We start from the raw sequence: 20,352 nt of genomic DNA on the forward strand, positions 1-20,352 counted from the left end.
CGCTGCGCTCAGACGGGGGCCGGGAGGTTCCTGCGGAGGTTCAGCTCCGCGAAGACCGCCTTGCCCACCGTGCACTGCTCCACGCCCCAGTCGTCGGCGATCCGGTCGACGATGATCAGGCCGCGTCCGTAGGGATCGTCCGGAGCGATCCGCCGCAGATGGGGCAGCCGCTCCCCGCGCGGATCGGTGACCTCGATGCGCAGGAGGGCCGCGGTGAGCATGAGGTGCACCCGGATCAAGCGGCCCCTGACCGCGCCGTGCAGCAGCGCGTTGGTCGTCAACTCGCTGACCAGCAGCCCGGCGTCGGCGGCCGACAGAGGATGCCCCCACTGCCCGACCAGCCGCGCGGCACGCTGCCGGGCCATGGTCACGCTGTGCGCGGTCGGGGTGTAGCTGACCCGGTCCTCGCGGAGCAACTGCGGCGGTACACGCCGGGGTTCGGTTGCGGTCATGGACGCACGCCTCCTGGATGTGGGCGGTGGCGATGTCGCGCGTGCGTCTGCGTGCGGGCAGGGCAGGCCGGTGCACTTCCGCCGGATGATTCCGCTGTGCAAGCGGGGTGAGACAGACGGTAGTGGTGTCGATGTGCGGGCAGCAAGCTGTTCGGGCAGAAAATTCTCTGCCCTAGTTGGTGTTCGATGGGGAGGGGTCTCAGACTGGGGCGATTCAGTGGGAGGGGTACGTCGTGGCAGGTAACAGTCCGGACCGGGGACGCACGGTTTCGACCGTGCTCGGGCGCCGTCTCGGCGGTGAGCTGTTGCGACTGCGGGAGGCACGCTCGTTGCGGCAATCGCACGCCGCTGAGGCGCTGACGGCTTCGGTCGCCAAGGTGGCCAAGATCGAACGGGGCCTGGTGCCGATACGGGACCCCGATGTCCGGGCTCTCTGCCACCTCTACGGAGAAGTCGATCCCGTCGTGGTCGGAAGGCTTCTGGCTGTCGCCAAGGCTGACCGTGAGAGGCGGAAGGCGAGCGGATGGTGGAACCAGTACCCCGGACTCGAGTCCATGGCGGAGTACGTGGCTCTGGAGGACATCGCCACGGCGCTCCGCACCTGGCAGCTCGCGATCGTGCCCGGCCTGTTGCAGACACCGGACTACGCGAGGGCGCTTGCCGTGGGCAACGGCTCTTGGAAGGATCCTGACGAGATCGAACCCTTCGTCGAGTCCCGCATGGCCCGTCAGGCCCGGTTGGGCGGGGACAACCCGCTCGAACTGTGGGCAGTCGTGCACGAAGGGGCTCTGCGCCAACTGGTCGGCGGACAGCAGGTGATGCGTGAACAGCTCGGCCACCTCATCGAGATGAGCCGTCAGCCGAACGTCAAGCTGCAGGTCATGCCCTACATCGCAGGTGCCCATCCAGGCATGACCAGCGCCTTCACCATCGTCTCGTTCGCCGAGCCGGGAGCGTTGGACGTGGTGCACATGGACACCACGTCCTCGACGCTCTGGCTGGAGAGCGATGACGACGCTGATCGTCACCAGACTCTGTTCGACCGCATGACGCGTCTCGCGTTGGCTCAGCGCAGCTCGGCCGGACTCATCCACGAGATCGTCAAGGAGCTGTAGGCCGCATGCCTGGATACGAGTTCGTCAGGTCCAGCTACAGCGGGGGCAACGCGGGTCAGGAATGCGTCGAGGTCGCCCGCAACATCCCCGGTGCCGTCGCTCTCCGCGACTCCAAGCGCTCCTCCGGCCCCGTCCTCGTCGTCACCCCCGCCGCCTGGGAGGCGTTCCGGGCGGGTGTGTGCGAGCAGGGCTGAGGGCACGCGAAGGGCGGCACGGTGGAGGTCCACCGTGCCGCCCCTTTTCCGTCGCGGGTGCGTCCCGCCGACCGGACTACGCCGGCGGCAGCACCGCGTACGCCGTGCCGGGGACGGACTCGGCGCCGTCTTCGTACACGGCGGTCACGCGGTAGAAGTGCGTGGTGCCCGCCGTCGCCGTGGCGTCGGTGTACGAGGTGGTGTCGGAGGAGGCGATCCGCTCGTACGCGGAGGTGGCCGGGTTCCAGCGGTGGACCAGGTAGCCGGTGGCGCCGGGCGCGGCGTTCCAGGACAGGGCTGCCCCGCCGCCGTCGGACCGGTCCGCGGTCACCGTGAGCGGGGAGCCCTCCGGGGTCCCGACGGTGGGCGTCAGGTCCCGTTCGGTGACGACCACGACGGGATTGGCCTCCGGGTCCCGCATGCTGTTGTTGCCCGAGGTGTCCTGCACGTCGACGAAGTAGCAGCGCTCCTCGCCGTCCGGCAGCCGGACGTCACGGTAGGAGCCGGCGGCGGGCCCCACGTACTCGGACGAGACCGCGTAGCAGACCGAGGTGCCCTCCTCCTCGTCGGTGACCAGCTCGCCGATCAGGACCCGCTGACGTGCGATGTCGGGTTCGGAGCCGTTCTTCCAGCGGAGCTCGACACCGTAGTCCGTGGCCTCGGCGGTGAGATCGGTGACGGGGGCCGGCGGGGTGTAGTCCTCGGCGGCCGTGGTGGCGGTGACGGCCGGGGTGGCGACCGACTCCTTGGCCGCGCCGTCGTACGCCTTCACGACGTAGTGGTACGTCGTCCCCGACCGGATGGACCGGTCGGTGCAGGTGTATCCGGTCCGGCCGTCCGCGGCGGGGGCGGGGACCGGGGTGCAGGCCGCGGGAGCCGTCGTGGTGTTCACCGGCAGGGTCTCGGAGCGGTAGACGCGGTAGCCGGCGACGCGGCCGTCCTGGGCTTCCTTGTACCAGCTCAGCGTGACCGCCGATGCGGCCGGTGCCGCGGTGAGTCCGTGCGGCGCCGCGACCAGCCGGTGGGCGAGGGCGGCGCGGTCGGTGGCGGAGGTGTACGCGGAGGTGCGTCCCGCCCCGTCCACCGCGGCGATCCGGTACTGCCAGTCGGCCGAGCGGGCGACGGCGGTGTCCGTGTAACCGGTGCCGGTCACATAGCGGTTGCTCGTCGCTCCGGAGGGGCCGGTGCCCGCCAGGCGGTACCGGGTCGCTCCCGTGACGGCCTTCCAGGCCAGCTTGATCCCGGTGTCCGTGCCGGTCGCCGTGAAGCCGGCCGGAGTCGTCATCGCGGGGGCGGTCACCGGGGCGTCGACGCTGCCGGTGGAGGTGTTGCCCGCCTTGTCGTAGGCGCGGACCTCGAAGTAGTAGGTCTTGCCGGCCTCCGGGGTGAGGCCCGCCCAGGAGGTCGCCGTGGTCGTCTTCACCAGGGTGTAGGCGGTGGTGTCCTTCAGCCGGCGGTAGACCCGGTAACCGGCCAGGTCCATCTCCCTGTTGGCCGTCCAGCTCATCTTCGCCTGGGCGGTGGCGGTGTCCAGCGCGAGCTTCACGCCGGTCGGCTGGAGCGGCTTGACCTTGTCGACCGTCTTGGAGGTGCGGGGCGCGTATCCGAAGACGACCTTCGCGGTGCCCGTCCAGTTGACGTAGTCGACGCGCAGGGTGTGCTTGCCGGACGGGATCGTCAGGTTGACCGACTTCGACACCGTGGCGGAGCCGTTCTTCCAGACGTCGATCTTCCGCTTGCCGTCGAGGTAGACGCGGACGCCGTCGATGGCGGAGGCGGACAGGGCGAAGGGACCGCCGGAGCCGAAGTCGCGGGTCACCGACCAGCGGACGCCGAAGTTGTCCGAGGGGATGCCGGAGACCGGGGCGCCGGTCCAGGTCTGGCTGATCGCGTTGTCGCAGTCCGTCTTCTTCGAGGTGCCGGAGAAGGCGGTGTTGGCGAAGAACTGCCGCGTGAAGTTCGGCGACGAGCAGGCCGCCGTGGCTGCTGCGGCCGGAGCGGCCGTGGCCACGGTGAGCAGCGAGCAGGAGGTGGCGGCGACCGACAGCGCGGCGACGGAACGCAGTCGCGCGCGGGACGGGATGGTCACGGGGCGGGGCGACCTTTCGGGGAACAGGAACAGGAACGGGGACGGGGCGGGTGACAGCGGTCGGGGCCGTGGCGGCGGGGACCGCCGCACGGCGAGAGTCCGGGAGGGGCCCCGCGGTGCGGAGCCCCTCCCGGCGTGCGACGTACGGGTGTTACTTCTTGAAGCCGTAGTCGATGATCTTCTTCATGTCCGACGTGCGGGTGGTCTCCGAGGTGGAGGCGAGCACCGCGCCGATGATCGTCTTGCCGTTGCGGGTGGCGGCGAAGACCAGGCAGTACTTGGCGACGCTGCCGGAGCCGGTCTTGACCCCGATGGCGCCGCTGTAGCTGCTGAGCATCTTGTTGGTGTTGGTCCACGCCATGTTGCGGGCGCCGCCGGACTTGGTGACGACCTTCTGCGTCGTCGACTTGGTCTTGACGACGGTGCGGAAGGTGGAGTTCTTCATCGCGCTGGACGCGATCTTCGTCAGGTCGCGCGGGGTCGAGTAGTTCGATCCGTTGCTTATGCCGTCGAACGAGTCGAAGTGCGTGTTCTTCAGGCCGAGCGACTTCGCCGAGGCGTTCATCTTGGCGATGAACGACTTGGTGCGGGCCGCGCGGGTCGTGCCGGACCCGAACTTGTCGGCCAGCGCGTACGCCGCGTCGCAGCCGGACGGCAGCATCAGGCCGTACAGGAGCTGGCGGACGGTCACCTTGTCGCCGACGATCAGCCGGGCGGAGGAGGCGCCCTTGGCGACGATGTAGTCGCTGTACGCCTTCTGGATGGTGACCTTGCTGTCCAGGTTCAGGTTCTTCTGCTCCAGGACCACCTTGGCCGTCATGATCTTGGTGGTGGAGCCGGTGGCGCGGCGGGTGTCCGCCGCCTTGGCGTACAGACTCTTGGCCGTGCCGTTGTTCATGACGAAGCCGCCCTTGGCGGCGATCGTGGGCGTTGCGACGGCGGCCTGGGCGGTGGAGCCGAGCGCTCCGCCCGCGATGACGGCACCCGCCGTCAGGGAGACCACGGTGGCGACCGAGGCCCGGCGTATTCCCGAAATGCCGTAGATCAACGTAAACGCTCCAAATGCCACTGGAATGCGGCCACATGGGTGCCGCTCGGTGGTGAGACTCCTGAGACGTCCGGATGGATGTGCGCGAGACGGGACGAATTACGGAGACGGGGCGAGCGGGCCCGGCGGGGCGGCCGCGCAGCCGGCCGCAGGGGCCCGGCGGACCCCGGAGCGCGGGTGCCCCTGACGGGCGGCGGGACTCCCGGACGTGGGGCGGCCTTGCGGGTGCATGGCCGAAAAGGGGTGCTCGGCGGGCCTTGTGGCGCGAAATCGCCGCCCGACCGTCCGGATCCCGGACCGCAGGGACAATGCGTCCATGTTGTATCTATGCTGTGCGCATGCCTGCCGCACCCCCTGCCGCCGCCGCGACGCCGCCCGCCCGCACCGCCCCGAAACCGCCGCCCGCCGCCGAGCGGGTCTACGCGCACGTGAAGGAGGCGGTCCTCGACCGCCGCTACGAGGGCGGCACCCTGCTGACCGAGGGCGACCTCGCCGAAGCAGTGGGGGTGTCGCGGACCCCGGTGCGCGAGGCGCTGCTCCGGCTGGAGGTGGAGGGGCTGATCAAGCTCTATCCCAAGAAGGGCGCCCTCGTCCTCGCCGTCTCCGCCCAGGAGATCGCGGACGTGGTCGAGACCCGGTTGCTGGTCGAGGAGTTCGCCGCGCGCAAGGCGGTGCCGGCCTCGCCCCGGCTGATCGCCCGGCTCGAAGAGCTGCTGGAGAAGCAGCGCACTCTCGCCGAGGAAGGCGACCTGGCGGCGGTCTCCGTCGCCGACCGCTGCTTCCACGCGGAGATCGTCCGGGACGCCGGCAACCAGATCCTCTCCCGCCTCTACGACCAGCTCCGCGACCGGCAACTCCGCATGGGCGTCGCCGTGATGGAGGCCCACCCGGGCAGGATCGAGGCCAACATCACCGAGCACGCCGAACTGCTGGACGCGATCCGCTCCGGCGACGCGGAGGCGGCGGCCCAGGTCGTACGGCGCCACGTCGGCCGGGTCAGGGTGCTGGTGCGGGGTGAGGACCGATGAGCTCCGGCATCTCGCCCACCCTGGCCCTGCCCGGCGACCCGCCCGGTGGCAGCCGTGCCGTCCGGATCTGGGGCATCGGCGTCGCGGTCTACTTCGTCGCGATCATCTTCCGCACCAGCCTGGGGGTCGCGGGGCTCGACGCCGCCGACCGGTTCGACGTCAACGCCTCGGCCCTGTCGACCTTCTCCATCCTCCAGCTCCTCGTCTACGCCGGCATGCAGATACCCGTCGGACTGATGGTCGACCGGCTCGGCACCAAGAAGGTCCTCACCATCGGGGCCGTCCTGTTCACCCTCGGCCAGCTCGGCTTCGCGCTCTCCCCCTCCTACGGGACGGCGCTGGCCTCCCGGGCCCTGCTGGGATGCGGCGACGCGATGACGTTCATCAGCGTGCTGCGGCTCGGCACCCGTTGGTTCCCCGCCCGGCGCGGCCCCATGATCAGCCAGATCGCCGCTCTCTTCGGGATGGCCGGCAACCTGGTCTCGACCCTCTTCATCGCGCGGGCGCTGCACGGCCTCGGCTGGACCACGACCTTCGCGGGCAGCGCGCTGGCCGGCGTCGTGGTGCTGGTCCTGCTGCTGCTCTTCCTCAAGGACCACCCGGAGGGCCACGCCCCGCCGCCCGCCGAGCACGCCGGGGCCGCCTACGTCCGCAAGCAGATCGCGGCCTCCTGGCGGGAGCCCGGCACCCGGCTCGGGCTGTGGGTGCACTTCACCACCCAGTTCCCCGCGATGGTGTTCCTGCTGCTGTGGGGGCTGCCGTTCCTGGTGGAGTCCCAGGGGCTCAGCCGGGAGGCCGCCGGCACCCTGCTCACCCTCGTGGTGCTCTCCAACATGGCGGTGGGCCTGGTCTACGGGCAGGTCATCGCCCGCAGCCACGCGGCCCGCGCCCCGCTGGCACTCGGCACCGTGGCGCTGACCGCGCTGCTCTGGGCCTCGACGATCTTCTACCCCGGCGCCCACGCGCCGATGTGGCTGCTCGTCGTGCTGTGCGTGGTCCTCGGCGCCTGCGGCCCGGCCTCGATGATCGGCTTCGACTTCGCCCGGCCCGCCAACCCGCCGGAGCGGCAGGGCACCGCCTCCGGCATCGTGAACATGGGCGGCTTCGTCGCCTCGATGACCACGCTGTTCCTGATCGGCGTCCTGCTGGACGCGACCGGCCAGGACTACCGCGTCGCCTTCGCCTCGGTCTTCTTCCTGGAGGCGCTCGGCGTCGTACAGATCCTGCGCCTGCGGGGGAGGGCGGCGGCCAGGGAACGCGAGCACCACGTGGTCAGCAGGGTCGAAGCGGTGCACGTGCCGGTGTGAGCCGGGCGGCACCGCCCCGTACGCTCCGTGTTCCACGTGAAACATCGCGTGACGCGTCGGCCGGGCGCCCCGTCGCGCACGGTCCGGGGCGGACCGGTCCGGGACGGGCGCCGCCGGGTGTGGGCCGCGTGGCTACGGGGTGACGGCGAAGTGGTGCAGGATCGCGGCGGCCAGGTCCTCGTCGCCCTCGACCTTGAGGCGGTCGGCCACCGCCGAGGGGCGTACCCGGCCGCAGGCGAGCCGGTAGTACGTCTCCCAGTCCATCGCCAGGGTCACGGCGGGGCCCAGCGAGGGGGAGCCGTCGATCGAGCCCCGGCCCTCCGCGTCGACCCGCACGGTCCGCAGGAACTCCAGCGGGCCGTGCACGTCGAGGACGATCGCCGAGTTGGCCGGGGCTCCGGCGTCCTTGGCGACCACCTTGGGCAGACGCGCGAGCAGCGTGTCGCGGGCGACGAGGGCGCCGGGGGAGTCCAGGTTGCCGGGGTGGCCGAGCGCGGTGCGCAGGTCCTGCTCGTGCACCCAGACGTCGAAGGCGCGCAGGTGCAGCGCCAGGTCGAGGGTCTGCTCGGTGCCGAGCGGCGCCCGGACCATCGTCTCGGGGGCGCGCGACTCGTTGCGCAGCTGCCGGGCGCGGCGGATGACCGTGTACTCCAGCTCGGACGTCATCTCGGGCGCGGTGTGGTGGCGCCGGACGTCGACCTGCATCTCCATGTAGCGCTGGATGTCGTTCTGCACGTGGTAGAGGTCGCGCGGCAGCGAGTGGATCGGGCGGGGGTCGCCGAGCTGTTCGCACTCCATGCCGATGACGTGCGAGACGATGTCGCGGACCGACCAGCCGGGGCACGGCGTACGGCGGTTCCACTCCCCCTCCGCGAGTGGGGTGACCAGCTCCGTTATCGACTCGATGGAGTGGGTCCAGGCGTCGGCGTAGGTCTGCAGGCTGGGATGGACGGTCACGGGACCCCTCGTGCGGTTCTGCGGTACATGGGCTGAGAGCGGGAGTTGCCGGCGGGTGGGCCGGTGGCTGACGACGCTGTCGGGCGAGCTGCGTGGGAGGTTCGTTCCTTCGGAAAGGTCCAAGTTACGCTGCGAGCAGGCACCCCGGCAGTGCTTTCGTGTGACGATCGTAGGCCGGTGTGGACAGCTCGATTGCCAGGACGGTGGTAGTGTGCACGCCTCGCTGATCCAGATCGCGGTAAACCCGGACGAATCCGTCAATTCTCGTAGGGAGCGCGCGGCTTCACTGGTCGTCGCGCAGCGGGGGACGGCCGATCTGGTGGTGCTGCCCGAGCTCTGGCCGGTCGGCGCCTTCGCCTACACCGCCTTCGAGGACGGGGCCGAACCCCTCGAAGGACCCACCCACCGCGCGATGGCGGAGGCCGCCGCGGCGGCCGGGGTGTGGCTGCACGCCGGATCCATCGTGGAGCGCGGCGAGGACGGCGACCTGTACAACACCGCCCTCGTCTTCGACCCGCGCGGCGAGCGGGTCGCGGCCTACCGGAAGATCCACCGCTTCGGGTTCGACAAGGGCGAGGCGGTCCTGATGAGCGCGGGCGACACCCTGGTGACCGTGCCGCTGCCGGAGACCACACTGGGCCTCGCCACCTGCTACGACCTGCGCTTCCCCGAGCTGTTCCGGGGGCTGGTGGACGCCGGCGCCGAGACCCTGGTGGTCTCGGCGGGCTGGCCGGAGCGCCGCCGGGGCCACTGGACGCTGCTGGCCCGTGCCCGCGCCGTGGAGAACCAGGCGTACGTGCTCGCCGTGGGCACCGCCGGTACGCATGCCGACGTCCCGCAGGCCGCCCACAGCATCGTGGTCGATCCCTGGGGCGAGGTGCTGGCCGAGGCGGGCGCGGCCGAGGAGGTGCTGACCGTGGAGTTCGACCCGGCGAAGGTGGCACGGACCCGTGAGCAGTTCCCGGCCCTCAAGGACCGCAGGCTCTGAGGCCGCGCGGCGTCAGAGCCCGCGGCCGGTCCGCCCCCGTGGTCATTCCGTGGGCGGGGCCCGCACCGGCGGTTCCTGAGCGGGCGGCCCGGCGGAGTCAGTCCTCCCCCTCCTTCTCGGCGAGGACGACCACGCACATCGCCACCGCGACGAGCAGCGCCGCGTCCGCGTCCTCGCGGACGATGTCGATGCCGTAGGTGTCCCGCAGCGTCAGCCGGCGCCGGGAGATCCGGGCCAGCAGTTCGCCGTCGTAGTCGACGGCGAACTCGCGGTCGAGGATCTTGCCGCTGACGTCCAGTTCGGTGCCGTCCACCAGCGTGACCCGGTAGTGGTTGCGCAGCAGGGACAGCCGCTTCCGCTTGACCCGGGCCAGCTCCTCGCCCTCCCGCTCGATGATCATCGTGTCGCGGAGGCTGAGCAGTTTCTGCCGCAGTTCGATCACCACCCGGCCGTGCGCGTCCTTCAGTTCGAAGGTGTCGCGCACGCGCATGGCCTTGCCGTCCACCAGGAAGACCTTGCGGCCCTCGGTGTCCTCGATCCAGTAGTCGTCGCCGATCGCGAACAGGCGTTCCCGCACGAGAAGTCTCATGGACGACAGGTTCCCCGAGCCGCTCCCCCGACGCCCGCACGACGCGACGGACGGCCCGGACCGGCAAGCGACGGACGGCCCGGACCGGCAAGCGGCGAACGGCCGGACCGGGAAGTGGTGAACGGCCGGACCGGCAAGCGACGGACGGCCCGGACCGGCAAGCGGCGAACGGCCCGGACCGGGAGGCGGCGGTCGGCCGCACGCGGAGGTGTACGCGGGACGCACGGGACCCCGCGAGACCGCCCGGCTCCGCTTCACAGGGTTTTCATGCTCCGTGCATGGAGTGCGGCCCGCCCCGGCGTGACGATGATCCGGTTCTCGCGCCACCAGGCGGAGCCGTCGTCCAGGAGGAGTCCCCCCATGCCCCCCACCCCTCGCCGCGCCGTCGCGCGCCGGCTCCTCCCCGCCGCCACCGCCTGGGTGGTCGGCGCCCTGCTGGTGGCCGGGACTCCGGCCGATGCCGCGTCCGGCTCCCCGTACACCCCCGTGCCGCCGGCCCATCCGTACGCCGGTCCGGTCGGCACCGCGACCATGCACGGCGACACCGGCTCCTCCGACACCACCCCGCTGGCGGGTCCGGGCGCCGGAAGCCTCTCCTCCGCCAGGACCGGGCTGTTCTCCGCCTGCCCGACGATCCTCGTCGGCGCGGACGGCTACCCGGTGGCCCTGTGCACGCCGATCCTCGGCCAGGTGCCGACCGTGCACCTGCTGGACCCGGACACCGGCGCCTCGCTCACCTCCCTCGCCCTCACCAAGGGGTCGCTGCTCGGCGGCGTCTACGCCTACATCGACCAGGACGACCGGCTCGTCGTGGTGGACGGGAGCCGCTCCCTGCTGCGGATCGGACACCACCGCGACGCCGCCGGCGCCTGGCGGCTGAGCGTCGACAGCAGCCTCTCGCTCGCCGCCGCGGTCCCCGCCGACGACGCCGTCACCGGACTCTCGCCCGACTGGCGCGGACGCGTCTGGTTCGCCACCGGCGGGGGCGTGGTGGGCACCGCCGACGACACCACCGGGACGGTCCGCACCCTGGCGCTGCCCGCCGGGGAGAGGATCGCCAACAGCATCTCGACCGCCCCGCAGGGGACCGCGGTCACCACCACCCACGCCACCTACCTGCTCACCGCGGCGGCCGACGGAACCCCGAAGACCGTCTGGCGGCAGGCGTACGACCGGGGGCAGGCGCGCAAGCCGGGCCTGTTGAGCTGGGGCAGCGGTTCCACCCCCACCTTCTTCGGGCCCACGGACGGCACCGACTACGTGACGATCGTGGACAACGCCGACTCCACCGTCCGGCTGCACGTCTACCGCACCTCGGACGGCGCCACCGTCTGCTCGGTACCGGTGCTGGTCGCGGCAGGCGGCCCCGGCAGCGAGAACTCGCCGGTCGGGGCGGGCCGCAGCGTCTTCGTCGCCGGCACCTACGGCTACCCCTACCCGGCCGTGCCCGACGGCGCGGGCGCCAGTGTGCCCGCCTCGGCGGACTTCGCGGGCGGTCTCACCCGGATCGACGTCCGGGCCGACGGCAGCGGCTGCGACCCGGTCTGGGACAACGCCCTGCGCTCGGCCGCCGTGCCCAAGCTGTCCACCGCGGACGGCAGGCTCCGCACCGTGCTGCGCGACCCGGTCATACCGGGGACCAGGGGGACCAGCCTGCTGGACCCGTACCGGTACGCGGAGATCGACCCCGCCACCGGCAAGGTGACCCGGTCCAAGCTGGTCGGCGTCGGTTCCCTCTACGACACCCTTCAGATGGCAGGCACCGTCGCCCCGGACGGCTCCTACCTCCAGGGCACCGTCACCGGAGTGCTGCGGATCACGGCGGACTGACCGTGCCCCGCACGGCCCTGAGCAGGGGTTCGTCGCGCCCGGGTGGCACCCTTGGACCCATGAACGATGCTGCCCCGGCGCCCACCCCCGCGCCCCGCCGTGCCCGTGTACGAGCCCCCGAGCTGATCGGCAAGGGCGGCTGGCTGAACACGGGCGACCGGTCGTACACCCTCGCCGACCTGCGCGGCCGGATCGTGATTCTCGACTTCTGGACCTTCTGCTGCGTGAACTGCCTGCACGTCCTGGACGAGCTGCGCGAACTGGAGGAGAAGCACCGCGACACCGTGGTGATCATCGGCGTGCACTCGCCGAAGTTCGTGCACGAGGCGGAGCACCAGGCCGTCGTGGACGCGGTCGAGCGCTACGAGGTGCACCACCCGGTCCTCGACGACCCCGAGCTGGCGACCTGGAAGCAGTACGCCGTCCGGGCCTGGCCGACGCTGGTGGTGGTGGATCCGGAGGGGTACGTCGTCGCCCAGCACGCGGGCGAGGGGCACGCCCACGCCATCGAGAAGCTGGTCGGCGAGCTGGAGGCGGAGCACGCCGCCAAGGGCACCCTGCGGCGCGGCGACGGCCCGTACGTCGCCCCCGAGCCGGTCGCCACGCACCTGCGGTTCCCGGGCAAGGCACTGCTGCTGCCGGACGGCGGCTTCCTGGTCTCCGACACCACCCGGCACCGGCTGGTCGAGCTGGACGCCGACGGCGAGACGGTCCGGCGGAGCTTCGGGGCCGGCGAGCGGGGCTTCGCGGACGGCGGCCCCCAGGAGGCCCGGTTCAGCGAGCCGCAGGGGCTCGTGGCGCTGCCGGACGGCCGGATCGCCGTCGCGGACACGGTGAACCACGCGATCCGCGCCCTGGACCCGGAGACCGGCCTCACCACGACCCTCGCGGGCACCGGCCGCCAGTGGTGGCAGGGCGGCCCGGTCTCCGGCCCGGCGTGCGAGGTGGACCTGTCCTCCCCGTGGGACGTCGCCTGGTTCGGCGACCGGCTCTGGATCGCCATGGCCGGCGTCCACCAGCTCTGGGCGTACGACCCGGCCGACGGCACGGTCGCCGTCGCGGCGGGCACCACCAACGAAGGGCTGCTCGACGGCCCGGCGGCCGAGGCCTGGTTCGCCCAGCCGTCCGGCCTCGCCGTCTCCGCCGACGGAGAGCGGCTGTGGCTGGCCGACTCGGAGTCCTCCGCGCTGCGGTACGTGGACCGGGACGGCCGGGTCCGCACGGCGGTGGGCACCGGCCTCTTCGACTTCGGCCACCGCGACGGCGCGGCCGGGCAGGCGCTGTTCCAGCATCCGCTGGGCGTCACCGCGCTGCCCGACGGGTCCGTGGCGGTCTGCGACACGTACAACCACGCGCTGCGCCGGTACGACCCGGCGACCGACGAGGTGACCACGCTCGCCACCGACCTGCGCGAGCCGAGCGACGCGGTGCTGGTCGACGGCGACCTGGTGGTCGTGGAGTCGGCCCGGCACCGGCTGACCCGGCTGCGGCTGCCCGAGGAGGCGGTGCGGGTCGCGGACCGGGCGCACCGCACGCAGCGCGCCGCCACCGAGGTGGCGCCGGGCGCGCTCCGGCTCGACGTGGTGTTCCAGGCGCCCGCCGGCCAGAAGCTGGACGTCCGCTACGGCCCGTCCACCCGGCTGCTGGTCTCCTCGACCCCGCCGGAGCTGCTGGCCGAGGGGGCGGGGCAGGGCACCGACCTGGGCCGTGACCTGGTGCTGGCCGACGGCGTCACCGAGGGCGTGCTGCACGTGTCCGCGATGGCGGCGTCCTGCGACGACGACCCGGCCAACGAGTACCCGGCCTGCCACGTGCACCAGCAGGACTGGGGCGTGCCGGTGCGGGTGGCGCCGGACGGCGCTTCGCGGCTGCCGCTGGTCCTCGCCGGGATGGACGAGGGCTGACCGGCGGGCCGGACGGCGCTTCGCGCACCGAACGGCCCGATGAACTTGAAAGGCCCTGACGGGCGCCGGATCTCGACCGGTGCTCGTCAGGGCCTTCTCGCGTGGATCGGGTCGCGTGTCGCTACGTTCACGGGTAGCGGCGCTCCTCCTCCGGAATGACCGTGGTCGTGGTGGGCGGCACGATCATGCGGCGGCGCCGCGCGATGCTCACGTACACGAAGACCCCGATCAGGCCGACGAGCATCATGATCCAGCCGACCAGGTCGACATTGACCGAGTCCATCTGCCAATCGGTGGCGAACGCGAGTATCGCGCCGATTCCGATGAGGGCGATGCAGCCGCCGAGTCCCATGGGTTCCGCCTCCTCGAAGACCCGGTGACTCCGGGCCCGTGTACGGATCGGGTACCCGGGTCCGCGCGGAGCATGTCCCCCGTGTTCCAAGGGGTTTCGGCCCGACGCCGGGTCAGCGGGCGTCGGGCCGGGCGGGGTTGGCGGTGGCTCAGCCGGCCAGGAACGCGGCGAGGGCCCCGGCGAGCAGGTGCGGGTCGTCGGCGCCGCACAGCTCGCGGGCGCTGTGCATCGACAGGATGGCCACGCCGATGTCCACGGTCTTGATGCCGTGCCGGGCGGCGGTGATCGGGCCGATCGTGGTGCCGCAGGGCATGGAGTTGTTGGAGACGAACGTCTGCCACGGCACCCCGGCCCGCTCGCAGGCGGCGGCGAACACGGACCGGCCGCCGCCGTCGGTGGCGTACCGCATGTTGACGTTGACCTTGAGGATCGGACCGCCGTTGACCACCGGGTGGTGGGTCGGGTCGTGGCGCTCGGCGTAGTTGGGGTGCACGGCGTGGCCGGTGTCGGAGGAGAGGCAGACGGTCCCGGCGAAGGCGCGGGCGCGGTCCTCGAAGGTGCCGCCGCGGGCGAAGACCGAGCGTTCCAGCACGGTGCCGAGGAGCGGGCCGTCGGCGCCGGTGTCGGACTGGGAGCCGTTCTCCTCGTGGTCGAACGCGGCGAGCACCGGGATGTACGGCAGGTCCGCGTCCGGCTGCGCGGCGACGGCGGTCAGCGCGGCGGTGCCGGCGTGCACGGAGAGCAGGTTGTCCATGCGGGGGCCGGCGACCAGCTCACGGTCGCGGCCGAGGTAGGCGGGCTTCTCCACGGCGTGCGCCATCAGGTCCCAGCCGGTGACGTCCTCGGGGTCGACTCCGGCCTCGTCGGCGACGAAGCGGATCAGGTCGCCCTCCTCGACGCGGCCGAGACCCCAGATCGGCTGCATGTGCTTCTGCCGGTCCAGCTTGAGGCCGTCGTTGGCCGAGCGGTCCAGGTGGACGGCGAGCTGCGGCACCCGCAGCAGCGGGCGGTCGACGCTGACCAGCACGTCGGTGCCGTCGCGCAGGGAGAGCCGGCCGGCGATGCCGAGGTCCCGGTCGAGCCAGGTGTTGAGGAGCGTGCCGCCGTAGATCTCGACGGCGACCTGCCGCCAGCCGTGCGCACCGGTGTCGGGCAGCGGCTTGACGCGCAGGTTGGGGGAGTCGGTGTGGGCGCCGACGATGCGGAACGGGGTGTGCGCGGCGGCGCCCTCGGGGACGTACCAGGCCACGATCGCGCCGCCGCGCAGGACGTACTTGCCGCCGCTGGTGCCGTCCCAGGCCGCGGTCTCCTCGACCTGACGGAACCCTGCCTTCTCCAGACGGGCGGCCGCGTTGGCGACGGCATGGTAGGGCGACGGGCTCGCCGCCAGGAAGGACATCAGGTCGTCGGTGAGCCCGCGGTCGAAGCGGAGGGGAGCACTCATGCTCTTCACTGTATCGACGGCGTGCGGGCACGATTCACCCTCGTCCTGCGGAACGGCCGCGAACGAGGACGGCCCGCCCCCCGTGCGTGTCGGGGGGCGGGCCGTGCCGGACCGGTGCGCGCCGTCCGCGCGGTGGCGCGGGCGGGCCAGGGCCTGACTAGAAGGCGGCTTCGTCCAGCTCCATGAGGGAGCCGTCGACGTGCTCCGCGAGCGCGCGCTCGGCGGAGACGCCGGGCAGGACGTTGGCGGCGAAGAACTTCGCGGCCGCGATCTTGCCCTGGTAGAAGGCGACGTCCTTGCCGGTGGCGGTGGGCAGCTTCTCGGCGGCCACGGCGGCGCCCTTGAGGAGCAGGTAGCCGACGACGACGTCGCCGGAGACCATCAGCAGGCGGGTGGTGTTGAGGCCCACCTTGTAGATGCTCTTCACGTCCTCGCCGGTGGCGGTGAGGTCGGTGATCATCGTGCCGACGATCGCCTCCAGGTCCACCGCGGCCTTGGCGAGCGAGTCGAGCGAACCCGCGAGCTCGTCGTTGCCCTGGGCCTCGGCGAGGAACTTCTTGATCTCCTCGGAGAGGGTGTTGAGCGAGGCGCCCTGGTCGCGGACGATCTTCCGGAAGAAGAAGTCCTGGCCCTGGATGGCGGTGGTGCCCTCGTAGAGGGTGTCGATCTTGGCGTCCCGGATGTACTGCTCGATCGGGTACTCCTGGAGGTACCCGGAGCCGCCGAAGGTCTGGAGCGACTGCGCGAGCTGCTCGTAGGAGCGCTCCGAGCCGTAGCCCTTGACGATCGGGAGCAGCAGGTCGTTGAGGCCGTTGAGCGCCTTGGCGTCCTCGCCGGCCGCCTCCTTGACCTGGATCGCGTCCTGGACGGAGGCGGTGTAGAGCACCAGCGAGCGCATGCCCTCGGCGTACGCCTTCTGCGTCATCAGCGAGCGGCGCACGTCGGGGTGGTGCGTGATGGTGACCTTGGGGGCGGTCTTGTCCATGAACTGCGACAGGTCCGAGCCCTGGACGCGCTCCTTGGCGTACTCCAGCGCGTTGAGGTAGCCGGTCGAGAGCGTCGCGATGGCCTTCGTGCCGACCATCATGCGGGCGAACTCGATGATCATGAACATCTGGCGGATGCCGTCGTGCTTGTCGCCGATCAGCCAGCCCTTGGCGGGGTGCTGGTCGCCGAAGGTCATCTCGCAGGTGTTGGAGGCCTTGAGGCCCATCTTGTGCTCGACGTTGGTGGCGTAGACGCCGTTGCGCTCGCCCAGCTCGCCGGTCTCCCAGTCGAAGTGGTACTTCGGGACGAGGAAGAGCGACAGGCCCTTGGTGCCCGGTCCGGCACCCTCGGGGCGGGCCAGCACGTAGTGGAGGATGTTCTCGGACATGTCGTGCTCGCCCGAGGTGATGAAGCGCTTGACGCCCTCGATGTGCCAGGAGCCGTCCTCCTGCTGGACGGCCTTGGTGCGACCGGCGCCGACGTCCGAACCGGCGTCCGGCTCGGTGAGCACCATGGTCGAGCCCCACTGCTTCTCGACCGCGATCTCGGCGACCTTCTTCTGCGCCTCGTTGCCCTCGGTGAAGAGGATGCCGGCGAAGGCCGGGCCGGAGGAGTACATCCAGACGGCCGGGTTGGCGCCGAGCAGCAGCTCCGCGTAGCTCCAGATCAGGGAGCGCGGGGAGGTGGTGCCGCCGATCTCCTCGGGCAGGCCCAGGCGCCAGTACTCGGAGTCCATGAAGGCCTGGTACGACTTCTTGAAGCTCTCCGGGACCGGTGCGGTGTTGGTCTCCGGGTCGAAGACCGGCGGATTGCGGTCGGCGTCGGAGAAGGACGCGGCGAGCTCGTTCTCGGCGAGGCGGGCGACCTCGTCGAGGATGCTCTTCGCGGTCTCGACGTCCATCTCCGCGAACGGACCGGTGCCGTACAGCTTGTCGCGGCCGAGCACCTCGAAGAGGTTGAACTCGATGTCGCGGAGATTCGACTTGTAGTGCCCCATGGGAAGGCTCCGTAATCAATAGCAGTGGCGCGCAGCGCCCCGGGGTGTGACGCGGGTCGGGCGACGGGTCGGCCGGAGTGTGTCACCGGTCTCCATCGATGATGCTACCCGTCAGTAATAAGGCGCAACCCCTCAACCCGGAGATGTGTCCGATTACTCTTTGCCGCATGTACGGCTACGACCAGACCCCGGGCGCGCAGCAGTCGATGGGCCAGATGGGCGGCGGCTACGGCGAGCAGCCGCTGTACCCCGAGCCCTCGCCGCCGTCCCTGGCGGACGCGGTGCGGGCCTTCACCACCGGCTCGATGGCCGCCGAGGACTTCCAGCAGATCTTCGCCACGTCGAAGGTCTACTGCCCGCGCGGCGACACCCCCGGTTTCCTCGCGCTCCACAACACCCAGCAGCCGGTGATCCCCATGTTCACCACGCTGAAGGAGCTCCGGCGCTACGCCGGCAAGGAGTCGAAGTACTTCGTGATCACCGGGGCCGAGGTGATCGATCTGCTGCCGACGGGCTACGGCTTCGTGCTGGACATGGAGGGCGAGCACCGGATGGTCTTCGACGCCAAGGCGGTCGAGCAGATGGTCGACTTCGCGATGCGCCGGATGTACGGCTGATCCGCTCCCGCCCGGCGGCGGCGCGGCCCTGAAGGCCCGCGCCGCGCGCTGCCCGTCCCCCCTCGCCGCCCCGTCCGTCGCCGTGCACCCGGCCCGTGCCGCGCGCTGCGGTACGGGCCGTTCTGTGCGCGTTCGCCCACCTCCGCCACCACGCTCCGCGCGGACGGGAATGCTCCACGCCTTGCAAGATGTTCACTGTTCAACTAAATTGAAGTCAGAACACTCGCCCGGAGGTGGCTCAGATGCCCGCAGTGACCGTAGAGAACCCGCTGACCCTGCCCAAGGTGGCCGCCTCGGGCGACGCCGTCTCCCGTCCGGTGCTCGCGGTCACGACCGCGCCGTCCGGCTTCGAGGGAGAGGGCTTCCCGGTGCGCCGCGCGTTCGCCGGGATCAACTACAAGCACCTCGACCCGTTCATCATGATGGACCAGATGGGTGAGGTGGAGTACGCGGCCGGTGAGCCGAAGGGGACCCCCTGGCACCCGCACCGCGGCTTCGAGACCGTCACGTACCTGATCGACGGCAGCTTCATCCACCAGGACTCCAACGGTGGCGGCGGCACCATCGAGAACGGCGACACCCAGTGGATGACCGCCGGGTCCGGCCTGCTGCACATCGAGGCGCCGCCGGAGTCGCTGGTCCAGTCCGGCGGTCTGTTCCACGGCCTCCAGCTCTGGGTCAACCTGCCCAAGGCCGACAAGATGATGAACCCCCGCTACCAGGACATCCGCGGCGGACAGGTCCAGCTCCTCGCCTCCCCCGACGGCGGCGCGCTGCTCCGGGTCATCGCGGGCGAACTGGACGGCCACGAGGGCCCCGGCATCACCCACACGCCGATCACGATGATCCACGCCACCGTCCGTCCGGGCGCCGAGGTGACCCTGCCGTGGCGCGAGGACTTCAACGGTCTGGCGTACGTGCTGGCCGGGCGCGGTTCCGTCGGCGCCGAGCGCCGGCCGGTCCACACGGGCCAGACCGCGGTCTTCGGCGCCGGTTCCTCGGTGACCGTACGGGCGGACGAGCGCCAGGACGGGAACACCCCGGACCTGGAGGTCGTGCTCCTCGGCGGCCGTCCGATCCGCGAGCCGATGGCGCACTACGGGCCGTTCGTCATGAACACCCAGGCCGAACTGAAGCAGGCCTTCGAGGACTTCCAGGCCGGCCGGCTCGGCTCGGTCCCGGCGGTCCACGGCATGTGAGCACGCGCCCGCCGCTCCACCCGACGGCCCGTCCCCGCACCGCGGGTGACGGGCCGTCACCCGTACGCCACCGATCTCGGGACACCCCGACGGTCCCGTGATCGGGTGGGCAGGGTGCCGAACCCGAAGCCCCTCCTCCCCGAAGCGGCCCGGCGGACCGCCGCGTGGTGCGGCGTCCTGCTCCTCGTCGTCGGCGTCGCCGCGGTCGCCGTCTGGCTGGTCGTCACCCTGAAGACCGCCGTCACCCCCGTGCTGCTGGCCCTGCTGGGCACCGCCCTGCTCGGCCCGGTGTACCGGTGGCTGGCGGCCCGCGGGCTCAACAGGTCGCTGGCCGCGGGGCTGACGTGCGCCGCCCTGGTGGCGGTGGTGGGCGGCGCCGGCTACATCGTCGTCACCGCGCTCATCGACACCGGCGACGAGATCGTCGCCTCTCTCAAGGACGCCGGCCAGTGGGTCGTGGACCACTTCGACATCGGGGGCGCCACCCGCGTCGACGACCTCGCCGACAACGCCAAGAAGCTGGTGGAGAAGTTCGGCGCCACTGCCGCCGGGGGGCTGCTCACCGGGATCAGCCTGGTCGGCTCCCTCGTCGCCACCGGCGTCCTCGCGCTGCTGCTCACCTTCTTCTTCCTCCGCGACTCCTACCGGGCGGCGCACCTGGCGCACACCCTCGCCCCGCGCGGCACCGGAGACCTGGTCGAGGCGATGGGACGACGCGCCTTCGAGGCGGTCGAGGGGTTCATGCGGGGCACCACCTTCATCGCGCTGATCGACGCCGTGTGCATCACCGTGGGGCTGCTGATCCTGCGGGTGCCGGGGGCGGTGGGGCTCGGCGCGCTGGTCTTCGTCGGCGCCTACATCCCCTACCTCGGAGCGTTCCTGTCCGGCGCGGTCGCGGTCCTCGTCGCGCTCGCCGACCGGGGGCTGGTGATCGCCCTGTGGGTGCTGGGCGTCGTCCTGGCGGTCCAGGTGCTGGAGGGACACGTGCTCCAGCCGATGATCCAGAGCCGCACGGTGCAGATGCACCCGGCACTCATCCTGATCACGCTGACCGCCGGGGCAAGCGTCGCCGGGCTGCTCGGGATGCTGCTCGCGGTGCCGCTGTGCGCGGCGGCCTTCGGGGTGATCGGCGAGCTGCGCGACGGCTACGGCCCGAAGGGGGCGCCGCCCGCCGCGCCGGGGGACGGCGGGCCCGGCGGCTCCTCACCTGCCGGGGACGCGGGGACGTAGAAGCGCGTCCCCGGCTCGGGGGCGG

General features: G+C 71.7%; 18 protein-coding genes. 10 read left to right on the plus strand and 8 right to left on the minus strand.

Annotation, left to right across the window (positions count from 1 at the left end; all coding sequences use genetic code 11):
- Positions 1 to 8 precede the first annotated feature (8 nt).
- Complete coding sequence (locus Q0994_RS05600) at positions 9 to 452, minus strand: ATP-binding protein (RefSeq protein WP_299529807.1); 444 nt, start codon at positions 450 to 452, stop codon at positions 9 to 11.
- A 233-nt stretch (positions 453 to 685) separates the two neighbouring features.
- On the opposite strand from Q0994_RS05600, the gene Q0994_RS05605 reads away from it, so the two are divergent.
- Together Q0994_RS05605 and Q0994_RS05610 are read left to right on the plus strand one after the other, a co-directional pair.
- Positions 686 to 1,567, plus strand: a complete 882-nt coding sequence (locus Q0994_RS05605; protein WP_299529809.1) for a helix-turn-helix transcriptional regulator — start codon at positions 686 to 688, stop codon at positions 1,565 to 1,567.
- 5 nt (positions 1,568 to 1,572) lie between these two features.
- Complete coding sequence (locus Q0994_RS05610) at positions 1,573 to 1,761, plus strand: DUF397 domain-containing protein (RefSeq protein ID WP_299529811.1); 189 nt, start codon at positions 1,573 to 1,575, stop codon at positions 1,759 to 1,761.
- Positions 1,762 to 1,837: 76 nt separating this feature from the next.
- Here the strand turns inward: Q0994_RS05610 and Q0994_RS05615 are convergent, their stop codons facing one another.
- Both Q0994_RS05615 and Q0994_RS05620 read right to left on the minus strand, forming a co-directional pair.
- Complete coding sequence (locus Q0994_RS05615) at positions 1,838 to 3,850, minus strand: PA14 domain-containing protein (RefSeq protein WP_299529813.1); 2,013 nt, start codon at positions 3,848 to 3,850, stop codon at positions 1,838 to 1,840.
- A 151-nt stretch (positions 3,851 to 4,001) separates the two neighbouring features.
- Positions 4,002 to 4,898, minus strand: coding sequence for a D-alanyl-D-alanine carboxypeptidase family protein (locus tag Q0994_RS05620; protein WP_299529815.1), 897 nt, complete (start codon positions 4,896 to 4,898; stop codon positions 4,002 to 4,004).
- Positions 4,899 to 5,236: 338 nt separating this feature from the next.
- Between Q0994_RS05620 and Q0994_RS05625 the strand changes: the two genes are divergently transcribed.
- Both Q0994_RS05625 and Q0994_RS05630 read left to right on the plus strand, forming a co-directional pair.
- Positions 5,237 to 5,926 (plus strand): GntR family transcriptional regulator, encoded by a 690-nt coding sequence (locus Q0994_RS05625; protein WP_299529817.1) that lies wholly within the window; start codon positions 5,237 to 5,239, stop codon positions 5,924 to 5,926.
- Positions 5,923 to 7,233, plus strand: coding sequence for a nitrate/nitrite transporter (locus Q0994_RS05630; protein ID WP_299529819.1), 1,311 nt, complete (start codon positions 5,923 to 5,925; stop codon positions 7,231 to 7,233). Before Q0994_RS05625 ends, Q0994_RS05630 begins: the two co-directional genes overlap by 4 nt.
- Before the next feature lie 132 nt (positions 7,234 to 7,365).
- Here Q0994_RS05630 and Q0994_RS05635 read toward each other — a convergent pair whose 3' ends face one another.
- Positions 7,366 to 8,190 carry a maleylpyruvate isomerase family mycothiol-dependent enzyme gene (locus Q0994_RS05635; RefSeq protein WP_299529821.1) on the minus strand — a complete coding sequence of 275 codons (825 nt, stop codon included), beginning with the start codon at positions 8,188 to 8,190 and terminating at the stop codon, positions 7,366 to 7,368.
- A 211-nt stretch (positions 8,191 to 8,401) separates the two neighbouring features.
- Between Q0994_RS05635 and Q0994_RS05640 the strand changes: the two genes are divergently transcribed.
- A complete protein-coding gene (locus Q0994_RS05640; protein ID WP_299529823.1) occupies positions 8,402 to 9,178 on the plus strand; it encodes a carbon-nitrogen family hydrolase in 777 nt (258 codons plus the stop codon).
- Positions 9,179 to 9,275: 97 nt separating this feature from the next.
- Here the strand turns inward: Q0994_RS05640 and Q0994_RS05645 are convergent, their stop codons facing one another.
- Positions 9,276 to 9,767: an LURP-one-related/scramblase family protein gene (locus tag Q0994_RS05645; protein ID WP_299529825.1), complete on the minus strand. Its 492-nt coding sequence runs from the start codon at positions 9,765 to 9,767 to the stop codon at positions 9,276 to 9,278.
- 360 nt (positions 9,768 to 10,127) lie between these two features.
- Between Q0994_RS05645 and Q0994_RS05650 the strand changes: the two genes are divergently transcribed.
- Together Q0994_RS05650 and Q0994_RS05655 are read left to right on the plus strand one after the other, a co-directional pair.
- Complete coding sequence (locus Q0994_RS05650; RefSeq protein ID WP_299529827.1) at positions 10,128 to 11,597, plus strand: hypothetical protein; 1,470 nt, start codon at positions 10,128 to 10,130, stop codon at positions 11,595 to 11,597.
- A 59-nt stretch (positions 11,598 to 11,656) separates the two neighbouring features.
- Positions 11,657 to 13,501: an NHL domain-containing thioredoxin family protein gene (locus tag Q0994_RS05655; RefSeq protein WP_299529829.1), complete on the plus strand. Its 1,845-nt coding sequence runs from the start codon at positions 11,657 to 11,659 to the stop codon at positions 13,499 to 13,501.
- Positions 13,502 to 13,628: 127 nt separating this feature from the next.
- On the opposite strand, the gene Q0994_RS05660 is transcribed toward Q0994_RS05655, so the two are convergent.
- The 3 genes from Q0994_RS05660 to Q0994_RS05670 all read right to left on the minus strand — a co-directional run bounded on the left by Q0994_RS05660 (position 13,629) and on the right by Q0994_RS05670 (position 17,281).
- On the minus strand, positions 13,629 to 13,853 hold the full coding sequence (locus Q0994_RS05660; RefSeq protein ID WP_299529831.1) for a DUF6458 family protein: 225 nt from the start codon (positions 13,851 to 13,853) through the stop codon (positions 13,629 to 13,631).
- Positions 13,854 to 14,001: 148 nt separating this feature from the next.
- A complete protein-coding gene (locus Q0994_RS05665; protein WP_299529833.1) occupies positions 14,002 to 15,297 on the minus strand; it encodes a M18 family aminopeptidase in 1,296 nt (431 codons plus the stop codon).
- Positions 15,298 to 15,454: 157 nt separating this feature from the next.
- Complete coding sequence (locus Q0994_RS05670) at positions 15,455 to 17,281, minus strand: acyl-CoA dehydrogenase (RefSeq protein WP_299529835.1); 1,827 nt, start codon at positions 17,279 to 17,281, stop codon at positions 15,455 to 15,457.
- Between the two features lie 167 nt (positions 17,282 to 17,448).
- On the opposite strand from Q0994_RS05670, the gene Q0994_RS05675 reads away from it, so the two are divergent.
- The 3 genes from Q0994_RS05675 to Q0994_RS05685 all read left to right on the plus strand — a co-directional run bounded on the left by Q0994_RS05675 (position 17,449) and on the right by Q0994_RS05685 (position 20,327).
- The gene (locus tag Q0994_RS05675) at positions 17,449 to 17,898 is read left to right on the plus strand and encodes an SseB family protein (RefSeq protein WP_299529837.1); all 450 of its coding nucleotides are present in this window, start codon (positions 17,449 to 17,451) and stop codon (positions 17,896 to 17,898) included.
- Between the two features lie 242 nt (positions 17,899 to 18,140).
- Positions 18,141 to 19,097 carry a pirin family protein gene (locus tag Q0994_RS05680; RefSeq protein WP_299529839.1) on the plus strand — a complete coding sequence of 319 codons (957 nt, stop codon included), beginning with the start codon at positions 18,141 to 18,143 and terminating at the stop codon, positions 19,095 to 19,097.
- Between the two features lie 114 nt (positions 19,098 to 19,211).
- Positions 19,212 to 20,327 (plus strand): AI-2E family transporter, encoded by a 1,116-nt coding sequence (locus tag Q0994_RS05685; protein ID WP_299529841.1) that lies wholly within the window; start codon positions 19,212 to 19,214, stop codon positions 20,325 to 20,327.
- Positions 20,328 to 20,352: the final 25 nt, after the last annotated feature.

Source organism: uncultured Streptomyces sp. (assembly GCF_947488945.1).
Taxonomy (GTDB): Bacteria; Actinomycetota; Actinomycetes; order Streptomycetales; family Streptomycetaceae; genus Streptomyces.

Excerpts from the sequence above, each read along its gene's own strand:
- Q0994_RS05630 (WP_299529819.1), top strand. The coding sequence starts at position 5,923 with ATGAGCTCCGGCATCTCGCCCACCCTGGCCCTGCCCGGCGACCCGCCC.
- Q0994_RS05655 (WP_299529829.1), top strand. The coding sequence starts at position 11,657 with ATGAACGATGCTGCCCCGGCGCCCACCCCCGCGCCCCGCCGTGCCCGT.
- Q0994_RS05680 (WP_299529839.1), top strand. The coding sequence starts at position 18,141 with ATGCCCGCAGTGACCGTAGAGAACCCGCTGACCCTGCCCAAGGTGGCC.
- Q0994_RS05600 (WP_299529807.1), bottom strand. The coding sequence starts at position 452 with ATGACCGCAACCGAACCCCGGCGTGTACCGCCGCAGTTGCTCCGCGAG.
- Q0994_RS05645 (WP_299529825.1), bottom strand. The coding sequence starts at position 9,767 with ATGAGACTTCTCGTGCGGGAACGCCTGTTCGCGATCGGCGACGACTAC.
- Q0994_RS05625 (WP_299529817.1), top strand. The coding sequence starts at position 5,237 with ATGCCTGCCGCACCCCCTGCCGCCGCCGCGACGCCGCCCGCCCGCACC.
- Q0994_RS05670 (WP_299529835.1), bottom strand. The coding sequence starts at position 17,281 with ATGGGGCACTACAAGTCGAATCTCCGCGACATCGAGTTCAACCTCTTC.
- Q0994_RS05660 (WP_299529831.1), bottom strand. The coding sequence starts at position 13,853 with ATGGGACTCGGCGGCTGCATCGCCCTCATCGGAATCGGCGCGATACTC.
- Q0994_RS05665 (WP_299529833.1), bottom strand. The coding sequence starts at position 15,297 with ATGAGTGCTCCCCTCCGCTTCGACCGCGGGCTCACCGACGACCTGATG.
- Q0994_RS05610 (WP_299529811.1), top strand. The coding sequence starts at position 1,573 with ATGCCTGGATACGAGTTCGTCAGGTCCAGCTACAGCGGGGGCAACGCG.
- Q0994_RS05675 (WP_299529837.1), top strand. The coding sequence starts at position 17,449 with ATGTACGGCTACGACCAGACCCCGGGCGCGCAGCAGTCGATGGGCCAG.
- Q0994_RS05650 (WP_299529827.1), top strand. The coding sequence starts at position 10,128 with ATGCCCCCCACCCCTCGCCGCGCCGTCGCGCGCCGGCTCCTCCCCGCC.